The organism is Flavobacterium sp. RNTU_13, assembly GCF_046614455.1.
Classification (GTDB): Bacteria; Bacteroidota; Bacteroidia; order Flavobacteriales; family Flavobacteriaceae; genus Flavobacterium.
In genome coordinates this window covers 467,194-488,022 of sequence record NZ_JBKJHB010000002.1, presented here as the reverse complement: position 1 = coordinate 488,022, position 20,829 = coordinate 467,194, and the positions used below count along the sequence as shown (strand labels likewise).

Sequence of the window (20,829 nt, the reverse complement as noted above, 5' to 3'; positions counted from 1 at the left end):
TAAAGACAGAAATAATTACTAACAACATAAAACAACACACGAATAAGAATGACCGTAGATTTGCTACTCGGGCTACAATGGGGCGACGAAGGAAAAGGAAAAATAGTTGACGTACTTACATCGGGCTACGATATTATAGCGCGATTTCAGGGTGGGCCAAATGCCGGCCACACACTGGAGTTTGATGGTATTAAACACGTATTAAGAACCATTCCTTCGGGTATTTTCCACCAAAACTCTGTAAACATTATAGGTAACGGTGTGGTTATGGATCCGGTAGTATTCCAGAAAGAACTGGAAGGACTGGAAAAGTTTAACATAGACATTAAATCACGCCTGCTTATATCGCGCAAGGCACACCTTATACTGCCTACGCACCGCCTGCTGGATGCAGCTAGCGAAGCCAGTAAAGGTAAAGCCAAAATAGGTTCTACCCTTAAAGGTATAGGCCCTACATACATGGATAAAACCGGACGAAACGGTATACGTGTAGGTGATATAGAACTAGACGATTTTAAGGAACGCTACCGCCACCTTGCCGAAAAACACGAGGCTATGATAGCGTTTTACAACGTAGAGCTGGAGTATGACCTTGCCGAACTTGAGGAAGAGTTCTTTGCGGCTATTGAGGTACTTAAAACACTTACGTTTATAGACAGCGAAGAATACCTTAACAGCGCCATGAAGGCAGGAAAATCTATCCTTGCCGAAGGTGCCCAGGGGTCGCTGCTGGATATAGATTTTGGAACCTATCCGTTTGTAACATCGTCTAACACCACGGCAGCCGGAGCCTGTACAGGGTTAGGTATAGCACCAAACAAAGTAAAAGACGTGTTCGGTATATTTAAGGCGTACACTACCCGCGTAGGTAGTGGCCCATTCCCTACCGAGCTGTTTGACGAAGATGGTGCTACCATGGCACGTGTGGGTAACGAATTTGGATCTGTTACAGGCCGGGCAAGGCGTTGTGGCTGGCTAGACCTTGTAGCGCTTAAATATGCGGTACAGGTTAACGGCGTTACCGAACTGTATATGATGAAAGGCGACGTACTGAGTGGTTTTGAAACCCTAAAAGTTTGTACAGCTTACAAATACAAAGGCGAGGTTATAAATCATTTCCCATACAACATAGAGCCAGAAAATGTGGAGCCTGTGTATGTGGAGAAAAAAGGCTGGGCGGCAGACCTTACCGGTCTTACAACTTACGATGAGCTTCCGGCAGAGTTTAAAGAATACATTGCCTTTATAGAAGCTGAACTTGAAGTGCCTATTAAGGTAGTATCTGTAGGCCCAGACAGGAAACAAACCATCCGTAAATAAATATTAGCATTACAATACAACATAAAAAAACCGGGAATTGCTTCCCGGTTTTTTGTTTGGCGTAAAGCCTGTTGTATAAAAATTTTACCTAAACTAAAATCGCGTTTTTATTTTAAAAACATTTTCTGCAACGGCTTAAACTGATCAGAATTTACACTCGCCTTTTGCAATACAGAGGCTATAGTCATTACGTTATTCGGCGTCATGTCGTTGCCCGTAACCCTGAATAGTGCAAGTCCGGCATCGGGCTTGTGCGCATATACCACAAACTCGTCTATGTGCTCCCCTTCGCCCTTTGTGCTCAGGTTAGCCCCTGCCCCATTAAAATTAAACTTCATAAGTTCATCATAATGGTCTGTTTTAATAATTTTTAAAACAGTAGCCGCTTCCTGCTCATAAGATTTCGGGTTAGCCGAATCTGCCTTATACACCAGTATATTTACCGATTTAATGGAAGCCATAGCCGCCTTTTCTTCGGGCTTAAGGTTAAGCTTATTGGTATTGATAAGGCTTGGCGACAAATCTATAGCCGAAAAACCCGGTTGTTCACTTTTGTCTACAAAGTAGGTTTGCATGGTAGGTTCGCCACTACACGATGTAAGGAGCGCCACTGCTGCCGCAGCCAGTATATAAAATAGTCGTACCATACTTATGCTTTTTCTTTAGCAGCTTTTTTAAGCTCGTTACCGCCCGGAAGGCTCATCCTTTCGGTAAGCATAGAAATATCGTCCAGGTCAAAGCTACCCGTAAGCGACATAAGTACAGTATCTGTACCTTTGCCCCCTTCTATAAACATAAGCAGCTCTTTAACCTGCGAAGACGAAGCGCCCTGCTTTACATAAATTTTTATGCTGCGGCCGTTGTTGTTAATACGCATAAGCTCCTGCAGCGGGTTGCTTTTAAGATAACTGTCTACTGCTACCTTCATGTCACCGGAAAACTTACCGTTTTCGGTAGTAAACACGCGCAGGTTATCCAGTTTCCTTACAAGGTTAAGATAACGCTGACCCTCTTTATCTTTAGGGTCTATCTTTACGTTAGACATCAGTTCAAACATCTTTTTGTTTACCACAACAGATGTTATGCCTGTTTTGTCTTCAAACCTGGCAAATGGCGACGCCTGGGCATTTACTATAAAAGGCATCGCAGCCAGTAACAGGGCAATAAACAGCTTTTTCATTTCGCTTAATTTAAAAATCTTTTTTGAGTACAGTTACTTTAACTTTTTAAGGGTGTTAAGGTCTACCTGTCCGGTAAAGCTCATAACTACCACTTCTTTTTCATCTTCAACAAAAACCAGTGCCTCGCGTATTTCAGACGCTTTACCGCCCTGCTTTACAAATACCTTTACTTTAGAACCCTTATCGTTTACCGAAACCAGTTCGCTAAGCGTATTTTCTTTAAGATAAGCACCTACGGCGCTGCTCAGGTTTTTCTTGTGCTTTCTTTCAGATGTGGAAAAAATCTTCATATTATCTATGTTCCTTACCATATCTAAACATTTCTGGGCCTTTTCGCCACCTGCAGGAGCCTCTACGCTACCTGCTATTTCAAAAAGTTTACTGTTTAAGCATATTGATTGTATGCCTTCTACATTTTGAAATTTATCAAACACATTTGTTTGCGCAAAACTAACAAATGGTGCCACCGCTAATACTACTGCAATGATTAATTTTTTCATGACTGTTCTATTTTTTGAAGATTGATTTACGTGTTTTTTCATATTCACCTATGTAACTCATACTTTCTACGCCCACGTTTACGTTTTTTGAAAGCATGTTTAGGGCCTTTTGTGTTTCCCTGAAGGCTACCTCAGGGTTATTGTAAGTACCCAGATCTTGCCGGCCGGCGTTTTCCCCATTTATATAAAACCAGGTAAAGCCCCCTGCAACCACAATTACTGCCGCCGCTACGCTAAACCATCTCCGGTAATCCGGCTTAGCTTCAAACTGTAAAGGCCTGTTATACGACAGATCTTCTTCTTCGGCAAAAAAGCAAAACATAGGAGCATATTGCTGCAGGTGTGGCGCCACATTACCCGAATTAAAATAATCCCTAAGTTGCTGTTCTTCTGCTAAAGTAGTTTCGGCGTCAAAATATTTATTAATCAGTAATTCTATTTTAGTTAATTCCATAGCTGTGTTTTTTTGTCATTTCATCCCTAAGCGTTTTCCTGGCGCGGCTTAGCGCCACACGTACCGCCGTTTCGTTCATATCGAGCAACTTGGCTATTTCCTCAAATTCGTATTGCTCCACCTCCCTTAGCTGCACAATCATGCGTTGCTGTTCGGGTAGCTGTAACATTATTTTTTGCACCCACCCCAGGCTGTCGCGGTCTTCTGCCTGCTTGTGCAGCCCCGCTTCCCTATCGGTGTAATTGCTGTGCACAATCCTCATTTCCGATGCCTGCTTGCTTTTAAGCCTGTCCAGGCAGTAGTTTTTTGTCATGGTCATGGCCAATGCCTCCACACTACTATAACCACTTAGCTTTGCCCTGCTGTTCCAAAGCTTTACCAGCACCTCTTGGGTAGCATCCTCAGCCTCTTCAATGCTAATAAGCATCCGGCGCGAAAGCCGGAAAACCTTATCTTTAAATGGCGAGATAACTTTTATAAACTCAGCCTGGTTCATACGTTCTAAGGGTTGTTATTATCGGTTTATATAAGCAAGACGAGTAGCATGTTTTTTTGTTACACGGAATATTAAAAATATTTAAATTTACGTTCTATAATAAGATAAAAAACTGCGTTTATGAAAAAGATAGGCATTTTGCTGTTGTCCGTGCTTACCGTTAGCGTTACACTTCAGTCCTGCGAAGACATGGATGATAACGCCGTACCTGTTAACGACTTTATATGGAAGGGATTGAACCAGTTTTACCTGTGGCAGTCTAACGTGCCGAACCTTGCCGATAACCGCTTTGCCAACCAGGCTGAATTAAACGCGTTTTTAGAATCTTACAATACACCATCTGCCCTTTTTGAAAGCCTGCTGTACCGTACAGATAGCGCAGGAAATAAGGTAGACCGTTTTAGCGTGCTGGTAGAGGACTACCGTGTACTGGAAAACGCGCTGCAAGGTGTGAGCATGAGTAACGGTATAGAATTTGGACTTGTATATAAAGATGACACCCGTACCTCTGTATTTGGATACGTGCGCTATGTAATGCCGGGCAGCGATGCCAGCACTAAGGATATAAAACGTGGCGACATTTTTTATGCCGTAAATGGAACTGCACTTACCGGCAGCAACTACTATGACCTGCTGGTTAACCAAAACTTTTACACACTAAACATGGCCGACTATGATGGTGGAAACATAACCCCAAATGATAAAACGGTAGCGCTTACAAAAACAGAGTACAGCGAAAATCCTGTGCTTGTAGCCAAAACCATTACTGCGGGGTCGCACACCATAGGATATTTAATGTATAATGGCTTTTACAGCAATTATGATACACAGCTAAACGATGCGTTTGGGCAATTTGCAGCTGCGGGTGTTACAGACCTGGTACTTGACCTAAGATATAACGGTGGCGGCAGCGTACGCACGGCAACGTATCTGGGCAGCATGATTACCGGGCAGTTTAACGGGCAAATCTTTTGTAAAGAACAATGGAACAACAAACTGCAGGCCTACTATGAGAGCAACAACCCTGAGTCTTTAGTAAACAAGTTTAGCAGTACACTTTCTAACGGTAGCAGTATAAATAGCCTAAGGCTAAATAAAGTATATATTATTGCTACAGGTAGTACGGCGTCGGCTAGTGAGCTTGTTATAAACGGACTGAAACCATACATAGAAGTACAACAGATAGGCAAAACTACAGTTGGGAAAAACGTGGGCTCTATTACACTATACGACTCACCCGACTTTTCTGCAAGAAACAGAAACGGAAGCCACCGATATGCCATGCAGCCTATAGTGTTTAGAATAGCCAATAAAAATGATTTTGGCGATTACGCAAGTGGCATTAAACCTAACGTGGAACTGGGCGAAAGTTTTGATAATATGGGTGTACTGGGCGAAGAAACAGAGCCTCTGTTAGCAGAAGCAATTCGAGAAATTACCGGAAGCGGTCGCCGGATACTAGCTCCTGAAACACCGCATGTAGCCGTTAGGGATAGTAAATCTATCAAGCCGCTGGGTAACGACATGTATACGGAAATAAAATAATAGCGTTCTTTAAAGGTTTAAAATCCGGTTGCAACTAAGCTTGCAACCGGATTTTTTATTGCCCTGTGTTATAGCTTGTGTAGCAGCGCGAACCATATTGTTTGATTGTTAATTCATGGCACAATTTTGCATGCATAGCTACGCACGTGTTATGATGAGCTGTTATATCTCTGCCTGTAGAAAAGGTTCTAAAAGCAGCGCAACTACTATTTATCATTGGTATAATTGTGCTTAAAGCATACACTGTACTACTTTACACACATGTAAACATTATCTACATACTACCTGTTTACAAAACAAAAAAAGCTGGCCTTTAAGGCCAGCTTTTGCAATTATAACAGGGTTATAATTATTTTATTGAAAGCGTTACACGACGTACTGTGTTACGAGCGTATTTGCTGTCTTTACTTACAGTATTATCTATACCTTTACCGGTAATTGTCATACGGCTTTCTGCAATACCTGCGTCTACAAATATCTTCTTCACGTTTGCAGCCCTTCTTTCAGAAAGCTCCTGGTTGTACTTAGCATCTCCAATTTCGTCGGCATAGCCAAATAGCTCCACAGACTTATCTGCGTGTTCTTTAAGATATGTAATAAGGAAGGTAATTGCACCTGTAGAAGCTTGCGTAGGCTGGTCTGAATTAAAGTCGAAGTAAATGTTTACATATCCTTCGTTTATCAGGTCTACTACCTCAGTACCACCACCAGTTGTTGTTTGCTGCTGTACTTCGGCGTAATCAGCAATGCCGTTGTTGTTAAGGTCTACGTTTCTACCTTTAGAATCAACAAGCGCTCCAGATGGAGTTTTTGGCTCAGCATCAAGATAATCCGGCACACCATCTTTATCGGTATCGTTCATCATTGTTTCCAGTTCAGAAACGCGGTTTTCAAGATCTTCAATCTTATCATCACCATTGTAAACATACCAGTCAGCATGTTCAGCATGTTTACCAAATGAGATGTTAAGACCAATAGTAGCGGCATACAAAGTACCATCAAAACCTTGCGTTCCTGCAGGCTGGTATACTTGGCCACCATCCCATGAACTTTGCATAGCAAAAGAGTTCATCATGGTAAAGTCTCCTGTAAGGGTTACCCTGTTGGTAAGTTTATATTCACCGGTAAGACCTATAAGGAAGTTACCTATGTTGTCATTTTCTTTAATACGGTCGTTTCCTGTAAGCATACCTACACCCACACCGGTGTGCGCAAGTACGTTTATTCTTTTCGTCCAACTTTCAAACTCAAGAATCCTGCCTAAGTTAGCTACACCCTCTAGTCCTACGGTGTATACATTTGTCTGGAAAGGAATAGACCTGTTATCACCCATTAGCCTGTGCATATCAAAGTCAAGCTTAAGACCTATTTTGGTATTAAACATGTACCTTGCACCTGCTGTAAGCGTGTACAGGTTGTAACCATCTACGTGGTAGCCCGGGTTAAGCGGTTTTGATACCTTGTTGATACCACCACCAAACTCTACCGACCATTTGTTGTAATCTTTTGCTTCCTGGGCACTTATACCCTGCGCCAAGCAAAGCAGTAATAGGGGGAGTACAGCTTTCTTCATAAATAATTCTTTTGTTTATCAGTACGTTTAATTTTTCGGTAAAAATAGTAAAATATAATTTACAAAATATGTAGTATCTTTATAAAATAAAGAAAAACACACACTTATGTACACCACTGTAAACCCATACAATCAGGAAAAAATTTCTGATTACCAATATCTTGAGCACACTGAGGCGGTAAATATTATTAAAGAATCAGCCAAAACGTACAGCAACTGGAAAAGCAAGAGCCTGACAGAACGGCTTACATTTATAGACAAACTGGCTAAAACCCTTGATCTTAAGAAGGATGCGCTGGCTGCAATGGCTACGGCCGAAATGGGAAAACCCATTACACAGGCGATAGCGGAATTAAACAAATGTAAACTTTTATGCGAATTTTACCTACAAAAATCAGAACTTTTTTTAGCTGATGAAAAAATAACTTCAGATGGATCTGAGAGTTACGCCACGTTTGAACCTCTTGGGGTAATACTTGGCATTATGCCGTGGAACTTTCCGTACTGGCAGGTATTTAGGTTTGCCATACCCACTATTATTGCCGGAAACACCGTAGCGGTAAAACACGCCAGCAACGTAGCGGGCTGTGCCGCGCTCATAGAAGAGCTGTTTACACAGGCAGGATTTCCGGAAGGAGTGTATAAAAACCTATTTATAAGCGGCGACCAGGTTAAGGAAATCATTAACCTGACTGAAGTAAAGGCAATATCATTAACCGGCAGTGAAAAAGCAGGTGCATCTGCTGCGAGCACCGCCGCCGCCCAAATTAAAAAAGCGGTGCTTGAACTTGGCGGAAGTAACGGCCTTATAGTACTGGAGGATGCTGATATGGAACACACGGTTAAAGAAGCGGTTACGGCGCGTTTCCAAAATACGGGTCAAAGCTGCATTGCCGCAAAACGCTTTTTTGTGCATGAGAAGATATACGACACTTTCCTTGAAAAATTTAAAGCAGCAGTAGAGGAACTTAAAATTGGCGATCCCAACAAAGAAGACACCTATATAGGCCCAATGGCTCGTGTAGACCTTGCCGAAGAAATAGAAAAACAAGTCAACAAATCAGTAGAAATGGGAGCCAAAATAGTTACGGGCGGCACCCGAAACGAAGCTTTCTACGCCCCTACTATACTGACCGGTGTAACGCCCGAAATGCCGGTTTTTAAACAAGAAGTGTTTGGCCCCGCCGTACCTGTAATTAAGTTTTCCAGCTTTGAAGAAGCGGTAGCACTCAGCAATCAGTCGGAATTTGGACTTGGGGTGTCGGTTTTCACTACAGACATAAAAAATATAAAATCAAAACTACACCTGTTTGAAGAAGGAGCCGTATTTATAAACGCCCTTGTAAAATCAGATCCTGCACTGCCCTTTGGTGGCGTAAAACGTTCAGGGTATGGCCGAGAACTTTCTGAGCACGGCATTAAAGAGTTTGTAAACGTAAAAACGGTTTACATAAAATAAATCTCTTAAAAAGCAAAAAACGCCTTCTGTGTAAGAAGGCGTTTTTATATATAAAACAAAATCTGTTTAGTCCAAACGGGTGATTTTAGCACCCAGTGCACGTAGCCTTTCGTCTATACGCTCGTAACCCCTGTCTATCTGGTCACTGTTTTGTATAGTACTGGTACCTTTTGCAGAAAGTGCCGCAATAAGCATAGAAATACCGGCCCTGATATCAGGCGAAGACATTAATATACCTTTTAATTGCGATTTAAAGTCAAGCCCTATAACTGTAGCCCTGTGCGGGTCACACAAAATAATCTGCGCGCCCATATCTATAAGGCGGTCTACAAAGAACAGGCGGCTTTCAAACATTTTTTGGTGTATAAGTACACTACCCCTTGCTTGCGTAGCCACAACCAAAACAATACTTAAAAGGTCAGGCGTAAAGCCCGGCCATGGAGCATCGGCTATGGTTAGTATAGACCCATCTATGTAGCTTTGTATTTCGTAACCGTCTTTGTGTGCAGGGATGTATATATCATCTCCCCGACGCTCCAGGGTAATACCCAGCTTACGGAATACGTTTGGTATTACACCAAGGTTTTCCCAACTTACATCTTTAATGGTAATTTCGCTGCGAGTCATAGCTGCAAGGCCTATCCAGCTACCTATTTCAATCATGTCCGGCAGTATGCGGTGCTCGCATCCGCCAAGGGTTTCCACACCTTCAATCTCAAGCAGGTTACTACCTACACCAGTAATTTTTGCTCCCATGCTGTTAAGCATTTTGCAAAGCTGTTGCAGGTACGGTTCGCAGGCCGCGTTGTATATGGTAGTTTTACCTTCAGCAAGTACAGCAGCCATAACTATGTTAGCCGTACCGGTTACAGATGCCTCATCAAGCAACATGTAAGCCCCTTTAAGCCTTTCGGCCTCTACACCGTAAAAATGCTCTTCTTCATTATACCTAAATTTAGCACCCAGGTTTATAAAACCTTCAAAGTGCGTATCAAGCCTGCGGCGTCCTATTTTGTCGCCACCCGGTTTAGGAATGTATCCCTTACCAAAACGAGCCAGTAGCGGCCCTACAATCATAATAGAACCACGAAGGCCTGCGCCTTCTTTTTTAAAAGCGTCGCTTTCAAGATAAGCAAGGTTTACCTCATCTGCCTGAAACGTATATGAGCCGTGTGCCAGCTTTTGTATTTTAACACCAAGGTTGCTAAGCAGCGTTATAAGCTTGTTAACATCTATAATGTCAGGAATGTTAGTAATGGTTACTTTTTCGGAGGTAAGCAGTACAGTATTAAGCACCTGCAATGCTTCATTTTTGGCTCCCTGAGGAACTACATCCCCTTTTAGCGGTGCACCACCTTCAATTTTAAATGTTCCCATGCAAACGAGTAAAAATTAAGATTTACGGTTATTGTTATTCTTCATAACACCCTTCCTAAGTCGGGGGTTATTATTATTGTTGTTATTATTAGTATTGTTATAAGCTTTGTTGCTCATTTTCTTGTTTACCTTCATAAGGTCGCTGGTAGCCGAAAGCTCCTCATCTGTACTTTGAAGGTTTAACTTACCACCCGACATTTCGGCAAGGTGCTCAAAAATCACGTCGTCTTTTACGGTGTCTTTGTTCCAGCTCAGGTACGATTTTTTCATGTGGTTAGCTATAACTATAACCAGCGCATCTTTAAGAGGCCCGTCTTCCCAGCTGCACGCCACATCTATCATATACTTTATATTGTTACCATAAAACCTGTATTTAGGAAAGTTTTGCGGATAAGCAAGCCTGTCGGGTTTTTGCTCCAGCATTTCCCTGCTTGGCACAGGATAAGGCGAATCAACATCTATCTTAAAATCAGACATTATGAACAGCTGATCCCATAGCTTATGCTGAAAATCAGGCACGTCGCGCAGGTGGGGGTTAAGGCTACCCATAACCGAAATGATGTAGCGCGCCGCCTTATTGCGTTCGTTCCTGTTTTCCAGGGCCGATGCCTGGTCTATAAGTTTTTGTAAATGCCTGCCATACTCGGGTATAATAAGGTGCTCGCGCAGCGAATTATACTCAAGGTGCATAACGGCATCGTCAGCGTTATATTTCATTGTAAGAAATTAAGTTTATAGAGAAATAATACCCTCAATAACAGAAAGCTGCTTGTATTTTTCAACAATAGCTTCGGGGCCCTGCATCTTTACGTTAATAGAAACGCTGGTATACTTGCCGGTTTTAGATTTACTGGTCTCTATAACGGCACCCATATTATTAAAAGCATTTTCTACGGTTTGTATTTTCTGGTCGTCTGATGGCACTATAAACTTAAATAGGTATAGCGCCGGCCAATCGGCAGAACCCGCAAGCTCTTCCGTAAGCCTTCTGTAAAATTCTTCGGTCTTGTTATCCATCCTTCACAAAATAAACGCAAATATACATTATTCCCGCCTACTTATCTATTCAAACAAAATTTATATTGTGCCACGCAACTCTTTTTAATATCTTGCGTCTATATTTTACATTTTAGGTTATATTAATTGTTAAAGCAGTCATTCGGTTAACCCGATGACTGCTTTTTTGTAATAGTATCCCACACCAGAAATCACATTTCAAAACGCCTTATTTTATACTCTCGATATCCTTCAATCTTTCTGTAAAAGAAATAGGCAAATACCTAAAATAAGCAGACCAACGACGTTTTTTTACGACCAACAGCATTTGTATAAGAAAAAAACTACCAAGATAACCCTACCCGAACAGCAACAAATAACAAAAAATCGCATATTCATCGGGACTTTTTACCTTAATTTAATTATGTTGTAATTATGTTAAGAAACAATTTAATTAACTTGAAAAAATTATCAACAGACGCAGCAACGTAATGATGTTTTATATAAATTTACCCTTGTAATTTTTTGCCCCACAACGAATTACACTGCCGCTAAAAAAGATACTAATTTTACAAATTGCTTTAAGGTATGAAACTGAGAGACCTTAAAAACTGGCTGAACCAGTTAAACGAAGAAGAGCTTGAAAAAGAGCTTTATTATAACTCCCTTGATTACGGAATATCAGGGCAGGTAAATGAAATCACTAAAAGTGACGATAACCTGTACTACGTAGGAGACGACCCTGTACTACTGCACACCCCGGATGATTTAAAAAAACGTGGCTTTTCTAAAAAGCAGATTGATGAAATGGATGTGGAAGTGCCCGCAGGTTGTTACTACATAGAATTAAGCAACGAATACAGCATTTTAGAACGCTTTGTAAGATAAAGCACCTACATTAACACTTATTTTGCCATCGTGGTCCGTAATAATTTTTAACTTTAAAAAAGTATAAAAATTTACAGATAACGATGGCAAATTCTATTTTAACCATAACCCTTAACCCGGCGGTAGACAAAAGTACCAACGTAGATAACATAAAACCCGAAAAAAAACTACGTTGCGACAAGCCTAAATACGAGCCAGGGGGCGGTGGTATTAACGTATCGCGTGGGCTGGCACGGCTGGGCATACCCTCTACAGCACTATTTTTATCGGGCGGACGTACCGGATCACTTCTTGAAGAATTACTGCATACCGAAAACGTGCACACCCACCCTATTACCGTAGCGGCAGAAACCCGTGAAAATTTTATTGTGGTAGATACATCGCACAACGAGCAGTACCGTTTCGGTATGCCGGGAGACGAGGTAACCGCCACCGAATCGGAAAACATACTGCAACAAATACAATCCATTACTCCCGCGCCTAAAATCGCGGTTATAAGCGGAAGCCTTCCGCCTGGTGTGCCGGCAACACTGCTGCGCCAGATTGTAAAAGATTTAAAAGAAAAAGGCACCCTTATAGTAGCCGACACCAGCGGAGAAGCCCTTGCCGAAATACTAAAGGAAGGTGTACACCTGCTAAAGCCAAACCTGGGCGAACTCAGCACACTTACCGGGCAAGAAGAACTGGATAATGACACCGCCGACGAAGCAGCACAAATTCTTGTAAACGAAGGGAAAGCTGATATTGTAGTAGTATCATTAGGCCCGCAGGGAGCTTACCTGGTTAGTAAAAATGAAGTGATTCATGTACCGGCACCATCAGTAAAAAAACGCAGTACAGTAGGTGCCGGAGACAGCATGGTAGCAGGCATGGTGAGCGTATTGCAAAAAGGCGGATCGTTAACCGAAATGGCGCGCATGGGCGTAGCCTGCGGCTCTGCGGCCACCATGAGCAGCGGTACCGGGCTTTTTACCAAAGAAAATGCCGAAAAGCTATTTAACTGGCTTAATAAATAACAAATGTAATTGAAGCGATGGCTACCTGAAATAGGGAATAACAAAACGGTGTATCATTAACACTATTTAAGCATTAGCGGTTTTTTAATATTTATTTGGCAATTTGTTACCAATATTTTTAGGGTATTATCAGCATCTTTGCATCAGTACAATAAACCACTTAAAGCCTTATCCCTATGAAAAAGAACATTGACTTAGCTACCATTAAAAGCTTCATTACCCATAATGCACTAAATGGCAATGTAATGCTTATGCTACACCCGCGTAACTTTGAGAAACTGATTAAAAACGGTGGAAAAAAGGTAAAATCGCTTTGTGTGCAGGGTGTAAACATTATTGCCGATAACAATAACGAGGTAAGTGAAGGCGAAATAGATATACTCGAAATTTCAATCGGGTAACACCCCAAAAACCATTTTTCAAAACCAATAAGGCACCTGAATATTCAGGTGCCTTATTATTTTATAGCTGTATTACACGCCTATTATTTACGCTCTATTTCGCGCAGGTTTTCCATCTTCTTCATTTCAAGGAAACCTTTTATGTCTTCAAAATGCTCTTTCACACGTTTGTTACCAAACTCAAACACCTTTGTAGCTAACCCATCAAGGAAATCCCTGTCGTGCGATACTAATATCAGCGTACCATCAAACGCTTTAAGGGCTTCCTTAATAATGTCCTTGGTTTTCATATCAAGGTGGTTGGTAGGCTCATCCAGTATTAGCAAGTTAACCGGCTCCAAAAGTAGTTTCACCATAGCCAGCCTGGTACGCTCTCCCCCCGAAAGCACTTTAACTTTCTTGGTAGTATCATCTCCACTAAACATAAACGCTCCCAGTATGGTTTTAATCTGCGTACGGATATCGCCTTCGGCTATACAGTCTATAGTGTCAAATACGGTAAGTTCGCCATCCAGCAATGCCGCCTGGTTTTGCGCAAAGTAGCCTATTTTTACGTTATGCCCTATTTCAAGCGTGCCGCCTTCATGGCCTATTTCCTGCATTATGGCTTTAATCATGGTAGATTTACCCTCACCATTTTTACCTACAAAAGCTACCTTTTGCCCACGCTCTATTACCATCGACGCGTTTTTAAACACCACGTGGTCGCCATACGATTTATCCAGTTCCTTTACAATAACAGGGTACTGTCCTGAACGCGGTGCCGGAGGGAATTTTAACCTCAGTGCCGAAGTGTCCAGCTCGTCTACTTCTACCAGCACAAGTTTTTCCAGCATACGCACACGCGATTGTACCTGCTCTGTTTTAGAGAACGTTCCCCTGAAACGCTCTATAAAAGCCTGGTTCTCGGCTATAAACTTTTGCTGTTCCTCATAAGCTTTTTGCTGGTGGGCACGGCGGTCTTTACGCAGTTCCAGGTAGTGCGAATATTTAGCCTTATAATCGTAAATACGGCCCATGGTAACCTCTATGGTTCGGGTAGTAATATTATCTACAAAGGCACGGTCGTGACTTATAACCATAACCGCCTTAGCGCTGTTTACAAGGAAATCCTCCAGCCATTGTATACTTTCTATATCAAGGTGGTTAGTAGGCTCATCCAGCAAAATCAGGTCGGGCTTTTGTAACAGGATTTTAGCCAGCTCTATACGCATGCGCCAACCTCCACTGAATTCAGATGTAGGCTTGTTAAAATCCTCACGAAGGAAACCCATACCTATAAGCGCTTTTTCTACCTCCGCTTCGTAGTTTACTTCCTCTATAGAATAAAATTTCTCTGAAAGTTCAGATACCTTTTCTATCAGTTTATAATAATCGTCTGACTCGTAATCAGTACGTACGGTAAGCTCCTCATTAATGGCGTCTATCTCTGCCTTCATTTTAAACACTGCCGAGAAAGCCTTACTCGCTTCCTCAAAAACGGTAGCATCGTCCTGGGTAAGCAGGTGCTGCGGCAGGTAGGCAATTACGGTTCCCTTAGGTGCAGATATGGCACCCGATGTAGGCTTATTAGCCCCGGCTATAATTTTTAGCAGGGTACTTTTTCCCGCACCGTTTTTGCCCATAAGGGCTATTTTGTCGTTTTCGTTTATGGAGAAAGAAACATCGCTAAACAGCGTGGTACCGCCAAACTGTACCGAAAGGGCATCTACACTAATCATTTACAGCAAAATTTTAAGCCGCAAAGATAGTATAATTACATTAGGTGCTCTGCAAAAAAATACCCGGCTGTTACATGACAAAACTCATATATTTTTCACAAAAAATTAGGTATATTTGAGGTATAGAAAGATTAAATATCCCGTTAACAAAACACAAAACTGATAAACACTATGTTTAACAAAAAAATGAAGCCTGCAACCAAAGGTGCAATACTTATATCTGTATGGATGTTTACATTTGGAACGTTTATACTACCTTATGTAATGCAAGCTATTGGCAGCGAAGACAATTACTTCGATAACTTTTGGGCGCGTGTTGCTATAAACATATTTGTGTGTACAATTTTTGGTATATATATAGCCTACACCAATAATACGAAAAAGGCAAAGAAACAGATTAATGGATAATTTTAAAAAATATAAGTTGGCCATGGCAGGGTGGTTTGGGTTTATGTACGTAACCATAACGTTTATATTCCCGATTATGGGCTGGAGCCAAAACAAGGTAAGCCTTAATACCGCCATAATTAACCTGCTGGTATGGGTGGCTGCTTATTTTTTATTAATTGCCGTACAGAAAAAGAGGTTTAACCAAAATAACAGTAACAATGAAAAAGTGGACTAGATCTGGTTTGGTATGGGGTGGCATACTTTACGTTATTACTATGGTTATCTTTCCTATGATAGACCATGAAAGTTTTGATTTGGAAAAGCTTTTACTGGGCCTTCCGCTATGGGCACTGGCGGGTGTGGCCATAGGCTACCTTTTTGAGAAAAAGAAAAAAGCCGATAAGCGGAAAAAGCCTAAGGCTGCGGTTTAATACTGTCTTATAATCTCAAACCATACGGCTTCTTCACCTTTATAATCGAAGGTTTCTATTTCCCGAAGCCCCGATTTAATGAGTGCGTTACAGGATGCAGAATTGGCTCGTAAGGCGGTGGCATTGATTACAGAAATATTAAGCTGGTTAAATCCATAACTGATAAAAAACTTAGCCGACTCTGTAGCGTAGCCCCTACCCCAAAACTGGGGCAGCAGGCGATAGCCAATATCATAAAAACGGTCATGACCGTTTACATTACTTTCAAGTTTTAATCCGCCCCAACCTATAAACTCATCAGTTTCTTTAAGAAACGCAGCCATACGGCCTATGCTATTAGCAGCATACTGGTCGATTACTGAAGCAAGATATTCACGAACCTGGTCTATGTGCGTAACCGGATTATTACCCAGATAGCGGTGTACTTCGGGGTTTGAATCCAGTTGAAACAGCAGCACATCATCGGCTGCTGTAAACTCACGGTAATATAAACGCTCCGACTGCAGTATCATCGGTTATTCTTCTTCTTTTTTGTCTTCGTTATCAGACTCCGAATCATCTTCAGCCTCTTCGTCAAAGTCATTGAAATCTTCGGCAAAATCTTCGTCGAAATCATCATCTTCAAACTCATCATAGTCGTCTTCATCATCTTCGCCTGTTTCCATAAACATAGGCTCTACCATAAGACGATCTGCAAGAAACTCTACCCTTTCGGTTATAACATCGGTAAAAAATAAACGCTGTGTTTTGCCAATGCTGTTACTAAGGCGGGCTATTTTAGGCTCAAGTCTGTTGCGCAGCAGTTCCTCTACATCATCAACGATAAGCATCTTTAGCTGGTTTACATCAAACCCTGCCCCGCCAAACATATCGTTAAGGCGTATTGGCGTACCTATAAGCACATCTATACCTACCGAAATCTGGTTTTTGTCCTCATCAAGATTGGTTTTGTCATGCACACCGTATATACGCAGGTCGGTATGCTTGCCCAGTTCTGCAAACAGCTCCATCATTTCCAGCATCTTCTCCTTGTCTTTAACAATGATAAGCGCACGTGGGGCTATCATGCCGGCCGGAGCTTTGTCTAACCGCTGTATAACATTAATTACAATGGCTGTGGTTTTTCCCTCTTCGCGCAGGCCGCCTATAACAAGGTCTACCCCGCTTTTTATAGGACCAAAAGTTTCGCGTTGCAATTCAGTAGGTTCTGTAAGCCCCGCCTGTTCTAAAGATTGCTGAAGATGGGGTAGTATTTTCTTTAATTTCATTTTGTTTTATAAGCCACGAATTACACAAATTTACCCAGTTAATTAATGAGCAAACCTGTGTAACCGTTATATTAGTGACTTCTGCTTTTATGATTATCGCTACAAATTTACGACTTTCAAAAACATTGGTGAAAATTCGTGTAATTTGTGGCCCCTAAAAATATTATTTGCTTGCAAAAAGCTTCACATCCGTTTCAGATATTTCTGCCCCGCCCAGTATAATAAGGCGTTCTACCACATTGCGCAGTTCGCGTATGTTACCGGTCCAGTCGTATTCCTGAAGCAGTTTTATGGCATCTCCCGAAAAACGCTTTTGCACAGTACCCTGCTCATCGGCTATCTTCTCTGTAAAATGGTTAATAAGCAGCGGAATATCATCCCGGCGGTCGTTTAGCGCCGGTACCTTAACCAGGATAACTGCAAGGCGGTGGTACAAGTCCTCACGGAAACGCCCTTCGGCAATCTCCTTTTTTAAATCCTTGTTAGTTGCCGCCACCACGCGCACATCTACTTTTATATCCTTTTCGGCACCCACACGCTGAATCATGTTTTCCTGCAATGCACGCAGCACCTTAGCCTGTGCGGGCAGACTCATGTCGCCTATCTCATCCAGGAAAATAGTGCCCTTATCGGCCGCTTCAAACTTGCCCGCACGGTCTTTAACCGCACTGGTAAAAGCCCCTTTTACGTGTCCAAAGAGTTCACTTTCTATAAGTTCGCCCGGTATGGCCGCACAGTTAACCTCTATAAACGGGGCGCCACTACGCTCGCTTTTTTCATGAAGCTGATGCGCCACCAGCTCTTTACCGGTACCATTTGGCCCGGTAATAAGCACACGCGCATCGGTAGGGGCTACTTTATCTATAATATCTTTTATGTGCTGAATGGGTTCGCTAACGCCTATCATTTCATAGCTTTTACTTACCTTTTTCTTCAGCATTTTATTTTCTACCACCAAGGTTTTCCTATCGAGCGCATTACGCACGGTGGTAAGCAGGCGGTTTAGATCTGGTGGTTTAGATATATAATCAAACGCCCCCAGGCGCATGGTGTTAATGGCGGTTTCAAGATCGCCGTGCCCGGAAATCATTACAAAAGGTGTTTCGGGTTTTATTTTTTTTGCTGCCTCCAGCACCTCTACGCCATCCATTTTCGGCATTTTAATGTCGCACACCACAAGGTCATAATCTTCGCCTTTTATTTTCTCAAGGCCTACGGCTCCGTCTTCGGCTTCATCTACCAGGTAGGTATCGCTTTCTTCGCGCAGTATTTTACCCAATACCCTGCGGATGGCCGCCTCATCTTCTATAACTAATATTTTTGGCATGTTTTAATTTCAGATTTTTGATTGTAGATTCCAGAATAAATTTCAGACTTAAGATTTTAGATTTCAGATTTTTAAAACTGCAAACTGTGACTGTGACTGAAAGCTATCCCTTATACTTTATCCATTTAAATATTTCTTTGTACGTAGGTTTTTTACCGTACATAAGTATACCTATGCGATACACTTTTGCGGCAAACCACACTACCCCTAAAAACGTGCCAAACAGCAACAGCATAGACACTATAACCTGCCATACCGGCACTCCAAATGGTATACGCATCATCATTACTATGGGCGACGTAAGCGGTATCATACTAAAAACGGTAGCCACCGTACCATTAGGGTCGCTTATTACCGTAAAAAAGCCCACATACACCCCTAGCATTAGCGGCATAATAATAGGTAATATAAACTGTTGGGTATCGGTTTCGCTATCTACCGCGGCACCTATGGCAGCGTATAGCGAACTGTACAGGAAGTACCCCCCAATAAAATACATAAGAAAGCATATAAACATGGTACCCAGAGGAAGTTTAGCAAGCTCTATAAGGTAAATCTGTGCTTCAGAAGCAGATACCTGCGCAACCTGTTCCTGAGCTATACCGGCTGTACCTCCCATGGGCAAATGAAAAATACTACCCAGTACCGTAAACAATACTGTACCCAGCACTGCCCATATTAAAAACTGTAAAATACCCGCAAGCGACGTACCTACAATTTTCCCCATCATAAGCTGGAACGGCTTTACAGACGAAATGATGATTTCTATAATGCGGTTGGTTTTTTCCTCAATAACACTACGCATTACCATGTTGCCGTAAATAATTACAAACATCATGATAAGATACCCGGCAAGCCCGCCGAAGATAACTTTTAGCAAACTGGCTTCTTTATGCGTTTCCTCTCCCGAAAACGTACTAAGGTGGATGGTAGCTTTTGCTTGTGCTTTTTCTATTTTTTCAGGATTAAAATGCAGGCTTTTCAGTTTAACGTCTGTAACTTTTTTATTGATAATCTTTTCTAAGTTATTTACAAAATCCATATTAGGACTTTCAACTGAAAGAAACTCTACTTTACCCTCAAGTTGTTGTGTACTATCCAGCACAGGTACATATACAAGACCTTCATAATCTTTGGCAGCCTCATCCTTTGCTTTAGACACCGGAAGAGCGCTTAAATCAGTATATAAATACTTACTATTACTTTTCAAATCAGTCTTTAACCTGCCCTGAACATCGTGTACCGCTACTTTTACTACCTCTTCTTTATTAAGATTTGAAAGATAGGCAATAGCCAGCGCCATACCTACAAACAGTAGCGGACTAAGAAATGTCATTACTATAAACGACTTGTTTCTTACCTTGGCGTTAAACTCCCTTTTTATAATTAATGATAAACTCATGTGTTATTTCTTTTGGCTAACGGTTTGAATAAAAATGTCGTTTACACTTGGTATCTTTTCCACAAAATATGTTACCTCGCCGTGTTGCAACAGGTACTGCATAAGATCTCGTGGTGTATGGCCCTGAGGCAGAGAAACCTCAAGTTTCAATTCGTCATCCAGGGTTTTAAAGTTGGCCTGCTTGGTAGTGTATTTTGTATTGATGTCTGCTAAAAGCGCCTGAAAATTTTGCGGTGCAATACCTACCTCATACGTATTTGTACGATACTGTTTTTTTACGTCCTGAAGCTGGCCTTCTATCAGCTTATTTGATTTATGGATCAGTGCTATGTGGTCGCACATATCTTCCACGCTTTCCATACGGTGGGTAGAAAATATAACAGTAGTACCCTTATCGCGCAGCTCCATGATTTCATCTTTAATCAGGTTGGCGTTTACGGGGTCAAAACCGCTAAAAGGCTCATCCAGTATAAGCAGCTTGGGGCGGTGCAGTACCGTTACCACAAACTGAATTTTCTGCGCCATACCCTTGCTTAGCTCCTGTATCTTTTTGTCCCACCAGCCTTTTATGTCCAGTTTTTCAAACCAGTAGTTAAGTTGCTCTTTCGCCTCTTTTTTGCTTAAACCTTTAAGCTGCGCCAGGTACAGTGCCTGTTCGCCCACGGTCATGGTTTTATAAAGGCCGCGCTCCTCGGGCATATAGCCTATGTGGCTAATGTGCGAAGGGTTAAGCTTTTCGCCATCCAGCAGCACTTCGCCGCCGTCGGGCATGGTGATTTGGTTGATGATGCGTATAAGAGACGTTTTACCGGCGCCATTAGGCCCCAGTAATCCATAAATGCTGCCTTTTGGTACGGTAAGCGATACGCTGTTAAGCGCCGTATAGTCGCCATACTGTTTTACAACATTCTTTACTTCGAGTATTGGTTTCATGCTTCGTTATTGGAATGGTAAAAATACTGTATTTATTTTTGATTTCAGATTTCAGGCTTAATTAATCATTCTCATTGCAAGGCTTTAGATTAATATTTATATGCCATAAAACCGCAAACAATGATAACCCAACCTACTGCTGCACATATTA

At 41.9% G+C, this 20,829-nt stretch carries 24 protein-coding genes; 9 read left to right on the top strand and 15 right to left on the bottom strand.

Annotated features, from left to right (window positions below; all coding sequences use genetic code 11):
* The first annotated feature begins 48 nt into the window (after positions 1 to 48).
* Positions 49 to 1,320 (top strand): adenylosuccinate synthase, encoded by a 1,272-nt coding sequence (locus tag ACLI08_RS07255; protein WP_411427801.1) that lies wholly within the window; start codon positions 49 to 51, stop codon positions 1,318 to 1,320.
* 107 nt (positions 1,321 to 1,427) lie between these two features.
* Here ACLI08_RS07255 and ACLI08_RS07250 read toward each other — a convergent pair whose 3' ends face one another.
* Genes ACLI08_RS07250 through ACLI08_RS07230 form a run of 5 tightly spaced genes read right to left on the bottom strand, consistent with a single transcriptional unit; the run spans position 1,428 to position 3,951 of the window.
* On the bottom strand, positions 1,428 to 1,967 hold the full coding sequence (locus ACLI08_RS07250) for a DUF4252 domain-containing protein (protein ID WP_411427800.1): 540 nt from the start codon (positions 1,965 to 1,967) through the stop codon (positions 1,428 to 1,430).
* Positions 1,968 to 1,969: 2 nt separating this feature from the next.
* On the bottom strand, positions 1,970 to 2,500 hold the full coding sequence (locus tag ACLI08_RS07245; protein ID WP_411427799.1) for a DUF4252 domain-containing protein: 531 nt from the start codon (positions 2,498 to 2,500) through the stop codon (positions 1,970 to 1,972).
* Between the two features lie 33 nt (positions 2,501 to 2,533).
* Positions 2,534 to 3,001, bottom strand: a complete 468-nt coding sequence (locus ACLI08_RS07240) for a DUF4252 domain-containing protein (RefSeq protein ID WP_411427798.1) — start codon at positions 2,999 to 3,001, stop codon at positions 2,534 to 2,536.
* Positions 3,002 to 3,008: 7 nt separating this feature from the next.
* Entirely contained in the window at positions 3,009 to 3,455 is a 447-nt protein-coding gene (locus tag ACLI08_RS07235) for a hypothetical protein (RefSeq protein ID WP_411427797.1), read from the bottom strand.
* Entirely contained in the window at positions 3,442 to 3,951 is a 510-nt protein-coding gene (locus ACLI08_RS07230; protein WP_411427796.1) for an RNA polymerase sigma factor, read from the bottom strand. Before ACLI08_RS07230 ends, ACLI08_RS07235 begins: the two co-directional genes overlap by 14 nt.
* Positions 3,952 to 4,071: 120 nt before the next feature.
* Here ACLI08_RS07230 and ACLI08_RS07225 point away from each other — a divergent pair, with 120 nt between their 5' ends.
* Positions 4,072 to 5,496 (top strand): S41 family peptidase, encoded by a 1,425-nt coding sequence (locus ACLI08_RS07225; protein WP_411427795.1) that lies wholly within the window; start codon positions 4,072 to 4,074, stop codon positions 5,494 to 5,496.
* A 349-nt stretch (positions 5,497 to 5,845) separates the two neighbouring features.
* Here the strand turns inward: ACLI08_RS07225 and ACLI08_RS07220 are convergent, their stop codons facing one another.
* Complete coding sequence (locus ACLI08_RS07220) at positions 5,846 to 7,069, bottom strand: OmpA family protein (protein WP_411427794.1); 1,224 nt, start codon at positions 7,067 to 7,069, stop codon at positions 5,846 to 5,848.
* A 106-nt stretch (positions 7,070 to 7,175) separates the two neighbouring features.
* On the opposite strand from ACLI08_RS07220, the gene ACLI08_RS07215 reads away from it, so the two are divergent.
* Complete coding sequence (locus tag ACLI08_RS07215; RefSeq protein ID WP_411427793.1) at positions 7,176 to 8,528, top strand: NAD-dependent succinate-semialdehyde dehydrogenase; 1,353 nt, start codon at positions 7,176 to 7,178, stop codon at positions 8,526 to 8,528.
* Positions 8,529 to 8,594: 66 nt separating this feature from the next.
* Here ACLI08_RS07215 and murA read toward each other — a convergent pair whose 3' ends face one another.
* From murA to ACLI08_RS07200, 3 genes are read right to left on the bottom strand one after another with little or no spacing between them, the layout of a single operon-like run.
* Positions 8,595 to 9,905, bottom strand: coding sequence for a UDP-N-acetylglucosamine 1-carboxyvinyltransferase (gene murA / locus ACLI08_RS07210; protein ID WP_411427792.1), 1,311 nt, complete (start codon positions 9,903 to 9,905; stop codon positions 8,595 to 8,597).
* Between the two features lie 15 nt (positions 9,906 to 9,920).
* Positions 9,921 to 10,622, bottom strand: coding sequence for a DUF4290 domain-containing protein (locus ACLI08_RS07205; protein WP_411427791.1), 702 nt, complete (start codon positions 10,620 to 10,622; stop codon positions 9,921 to 9,923).
* A gap of 15 nt (positions 10,623 to 10,637) precedes the next feature.
* Positions 10,638 to 10,922 (bottom strand): DUF493 family protein, encoded by a 285-nt coding sequence (locus tag ACLI08_RS07200; protein ID WP_411427790.1) that lies wholly within the window; start codon positions 10,920 to 10,922, stop codon positions 10,638 to 10,640.
* A 567-nt stretch (positions 10,923 to 11,489) separates the two neighbouring features.
* Between ACLI08_RS07200 and ACLI08_RS07195 the strand changes: the two genes are divergently transcribed.
* The 3 genes from ACLI08_RS07195 (at position 11,490) to ACLI08_RS07185 (ending at position 13,206) form a co-directional block, all read left to right on the top strand.
* Positions 11,490 to 11,789: a hypothetical protein gene (locus tag ACLI08_RS07195; RefSeq protein WP_411427789.1), complete on the top strand. Its 300-nt coding sequence runs from the start codon at positions 11,490 to 11,492 to the stop codon at positions 11,787 to 11,789.
* A gap of 83 nt (positions 11,790 to 11,872) precedes the next feature.
* Positions 11,873 to 12,805 (top strand): 1-phosphofructokinase family hexose kinase, encoded by a 933-nt coding sequence (locus tag ACLI08_RS07190; protein ID WP_411427788.1) that lies wholly within the window; start codon positions 11,873 to 11,875, stop codon positions 12,803 to 12,805.
* A gap of 176 nt (positions 12,806 to 12,981) precedes the next feature.
* Positions 12,982 to 13,206, top strand: a complete 225-nt coding sequence (locus ACLI08_RS07185) for a hypothetical protein (RefSeq protein WP_411427787.1) — start codon at positions 12,982 to 12,984, stop codon at positions 13,204 to 13,206.
* 83 nt (positions 13,207 to 13,289) lie between these two features.
* Here ACLI08_RS07185 and ACLI08_RS07180 read toward each other — a convergent pair whose 3' ends face one another.
* On the bottom strand, positions 13,290 to 14,927 hold the full coding sequence (locus tag ACLI08_RS07180; protein WP_411427786.1) for an ABC-F family ATP-binding cassette domain-containing protein: 1,638 nt from the start codon (positions 14,925 to 14,927) through the stop codon (positions 13,290 to 13,292).
* A 171-nt stretch (positions 14,928 to 15,098) separates the two neighbouring features.
* Here ACLI08_RS07180 and ACLI08_RS07175 point away from each other — a divergent pair, with 171 nt between their 5' ends.
* From ACLI08_RS07175 to ACLI08_RS07165, 3 genes are read left to right on the top strand one after another with little or no spacing between them, the layout of a single operon-like run.
* Positions 15,099 to 15,335 (top strand): hypothetical protein, encoded by a 237-nt coding sequence (locus ACLI08_RS07175; RefSeq protein WP_411427785.1) that lies wholly within the window; start codon positions 15,099 to 15,101, stop codon positions 15,333 to 15,335.
* The gene (locus tag ACLI08_RS07170) at positions 15,328 to 15,552 is read left to right on the top strand and encodes a hypothetical protein (protein WP_411427784.1); all 225 of its coding nucleotides are present in this window, start codon (positions 15,328 to 15,330) and stop codon (positions 15,550 to 15,552) included. Before ACLI08_RS07175 ends, ACLI08_RS07170 begins: the two co-directional genes overlap by 8 nt.
* Positions 15,536 to 15,748: a hypothetical protein gene (locus ACLI08_RS07165; RefSeq protein ID WP_411427783.1), complete on the top strand. Its 213-nt coding sequence runs from the start codon at positions 15,536 to 15,538 to the stop codon at positions 15,746 to 15,748. Before ACLI08_RS07170 ends, ACLI08_RS07165 begins: the two co-directional genes overlap by 17 nt.
* Here ACLI08_RS07165 and ACLI08_RS07160 read toward each other — a convergent pair.
* The 5 genes from ACLI08_RS07160 to ACLI08_RS07140 all read right to left on the bottom strand — a co-directional run bounded on the left by ACLI08_RS07160 (position 15,745) and on the right by ACLI08_RS07140 (position 20,678).
* Positions 15,745 to 16,260 carry a GNAT family N-acetyltransferase gene (locus tag ACLI08_RS07160; protein WP_411427782.1) on the bottom strand — a complete coding sequence of 172 codons (516 nt, stop codon included), beginning with the start codon at positions 16,258 to 16,260 and terminating at the stop codon, positions 15,745 to 15,747. The two genes, ACLI08_RS07165 and ACLI08_RS07160, sit on opposite strands and share 4 nt — an antisense overlap.
* A gap of 3 nt (positions 16,261 to 16,263) precedes the next feature.
* On the bottom strand, positions 16,264 to 17,016 hold the full coding sequence (locus tag ACLI08_RS07155; RefSeq protein ID WP_411427781.1) for a DEAD/DEAH box helicase: 753 nt from the start codon (positions 17,014 to 17,016) through the stop codon (positions 16,264 to 16,266).
* Positions 17,017 to 17,179: 163 nt separating this feature from the next.
* Positions 17,180 to 18,343, bottom strand: a complete 1,164-nt coding sequence (locus tag ACLI08_RS07150; protein ID WP_411427780.1) for a sigma-54-dependent transcriptional regulator — start codon at positions 18,341 to 18,343, stop codon at positions 17,180 to 17,182.
* 103 nt (positions 18,344 to 18,446) lie between these two features.
* Positions 18,447 to 19,745 carry an ABC transporter permease gene (locus ACLI08_RS07145; protein WP_411427779.1) on the bottom strand — a complete coding sequence of 433 codons (1,299 nt, stop codon included), beginning with the start codon at positions 19,743 to 19,745 and terminating at the stop codon, positions 18,447 to 18,449.
* Between the two features lie 3 nt (positions 19,746 to 19,748).
* Positions 19,749 to 20,678, bottom strand: coding sequence for an ABC transporter ATP-binding protein (locus tag ACLI08_RS07140; RefSeq protein WP_411427778.1), 930 nt, complete (start codon positions 20,676 to 20,678; stop codon positions 19,749 to 19,751).
* Positions 20,679 to 20,829 lie beyond the last annotated feature (151 nt).

What these genes read in the sequence shown, in the direction of transcription:
- ACLI08_RS07255 (WP_411427801.1), top strand. Translation starts at nt 49, where the DNA reads ATGACCGTAGATTTGCTACTCGGGCTACAATGGGGCGACGAAGGAAAA.
- ACLI08_RS07250 (WP_411427800.1), bottom strand. Translation starts at nt 1,967, where the DNA reads ATGGTACGACTATTTTATATACTGGCTGCGGCAGCAGTGGCGCTCCTT.
- ACLI08_RS07245 (WP_411427799.1), bottom strand. Translation starts at nt 2,500, where the DNA reads ATGAAAAAGCTGTTTATTGCCCTGTTACTGGCTGCGATGCCTTTTATA.
- ACLI08_RS07240 (WP_411427798.1), bottom strand. Translation starts at nt 3,001, where the DNA reads ATGAAAAAATTAATCATTGCAGTAGTATTAGCGGTGGCACCATTTGTT.
- ACLI08_RS07235 (WP_411427797.1), bottom strand. Translation starts at nt 3,455, where the DNA reads ATGGAATTAACTAAAATAGAATTACTGATTAATAAATATTTTGACGCC.
- ACLI08_RS07230 (WP_411427796.1), bottom strand. Translation starts at nt 3,951, where the DNA reads ATGAACCAGGCTGAGTTTATAAAAGTTATCTCGCCATTTAAAGATAAG.
- ACLI08_RS07225 (WP_411427795.1), top strand. Translation starts at nt 4,072, where the DNA reads ATGAAAAAGATAGGCATTTTGCTGTTGTCCGTGCTTACCGTTAGCGTT.
- ACLI08_RS07220 (WP_411427794.1), bottom strand. Translation starts at nt 7,069, where the DNA reads ATGAAGAAAGCTGTACTCCCCCTATTACTGCTTTGCTTGGCGCAGGGT.
- ACLI08_RS07215 (WP_411427793.1), top strand. Translation starts at nt 7,176, where the DNA reads ATGTACACCACTGTAAACCCATACAATCAGGAAAAAATTTCTGATTAC.
- murA (WP_411427792.1), bottom strand. Translation starts at nt 9,905, where the DNA reads ATGGGAACATTTAAAATTGAAGGTGGTGCACCGCTAAAAGGGGATGTA.
- ACLI08_RS07205 (WP_411427791.1), bottom strand. Translation starts at nt 10,622, where the DNA reads ATGAAATATAACGCTGACGATGCCGTTATGCACCTTGAGTATAATTCG.
- ACLI08_RS07200 (WP_411427790.1), bottom strand. Translation starts at nt 10,922, where the DNA reads ATGGATAACAAGACCGAAGAATTTTACAGAAGGCTTACGGAAGAGCTT.
- ACLI08_RS07195 (WP_411427789.1), top strand. Translation starts at nt 11,490, where the DNA reads ATGAAACTGAGAGACCTTAAAAACTGGCTGAACCAGTTAAACGAAGAA.
- ACLI08_RS07190 (WP_411427788.1), top strand. Translation starts at nt 11,873, where the DNA reads ATGGCAAATTCTATTTTAACCATAACCCTTAACCCGGCGGTAGACAAA.
- ACLI08_RS07185 (WP_411427787.1), top strand. Translation starts at nt 12,982, where the DNA reads ATGAAAAAGAACATTGACTTAGCTACCATTAAAAGCTTCATTACCCAT.
- ACLI08_RS07180 (WP_411427786.1), bottom strand. Translation starts at nt 14,927, where the DNA reads ATGATTAGTGTAGATGCCCTTTCGGTACAGTTTGGCGGTACCACGCTG.
- ACLI08_RS07175 (WP_411427785.1), top strand. Translation starts at nt 15,099, where the DNA reads ATGTTTAACAAAAAAATGAAGCCTGCAACCAAAGGTGCAATACTTATA.
- ACLI08_RS07170 (WP_411427784.1), top strand. Translation starts at nt 15,328, where the DNA reads ATGGATAATTTTAAAAAATATAAGTTGGCCATGGCAGGGTGGTTTGGG.
- ACLI08_RS07165 (WP_411427783.1), top strand. Translation starts at nt 15,536, where the DNA reads ATGAAAAAGTGGACTAGATCTGGTTTGGTATGGGGTGGCATACTTTAC.
- ACLI08_RS07160 (WP_411427782.1), bottom strand. Translation starts at nt 16,260, where the DNA reads ATGATACTGCAGTCGGAGCGTTTATATTACCGTGAGTTTACAGCAGCC.
- ACLI08_RS07155 (WP_411427781.1), bottom strand. Translation starts at nt 17,016, where the DNA reads ATGAAATTAAAGAAAATACTACCCCATCTTCAGCAATCTTTAGAACAG.
- ACLI08_RS07150 (WP_411427780.1), bottom strand. Translation starts at nt 18,343, where the DNA reads ATGCCAAAAATATTAGTTATAGAAGATGAGGCGGCCATCCGCAGGGTA.
- ACLI08_RS07145 (WP_411427779.1), bottom strand. Translation starts at nt 19,745, where the DNA reads ATGAGTTTATCATTAATTATAAAAAGGGAGTTTAACGCCAAGGTAAGA.
- ACLI08_RS07140 (WP_411427778.1), bottom strand. Translation starts at nt 20,678, where the DNA reads ATGAAACCAATACTCGAAGTAAAGAATGTTGTAAAACAGTATGGCGAC.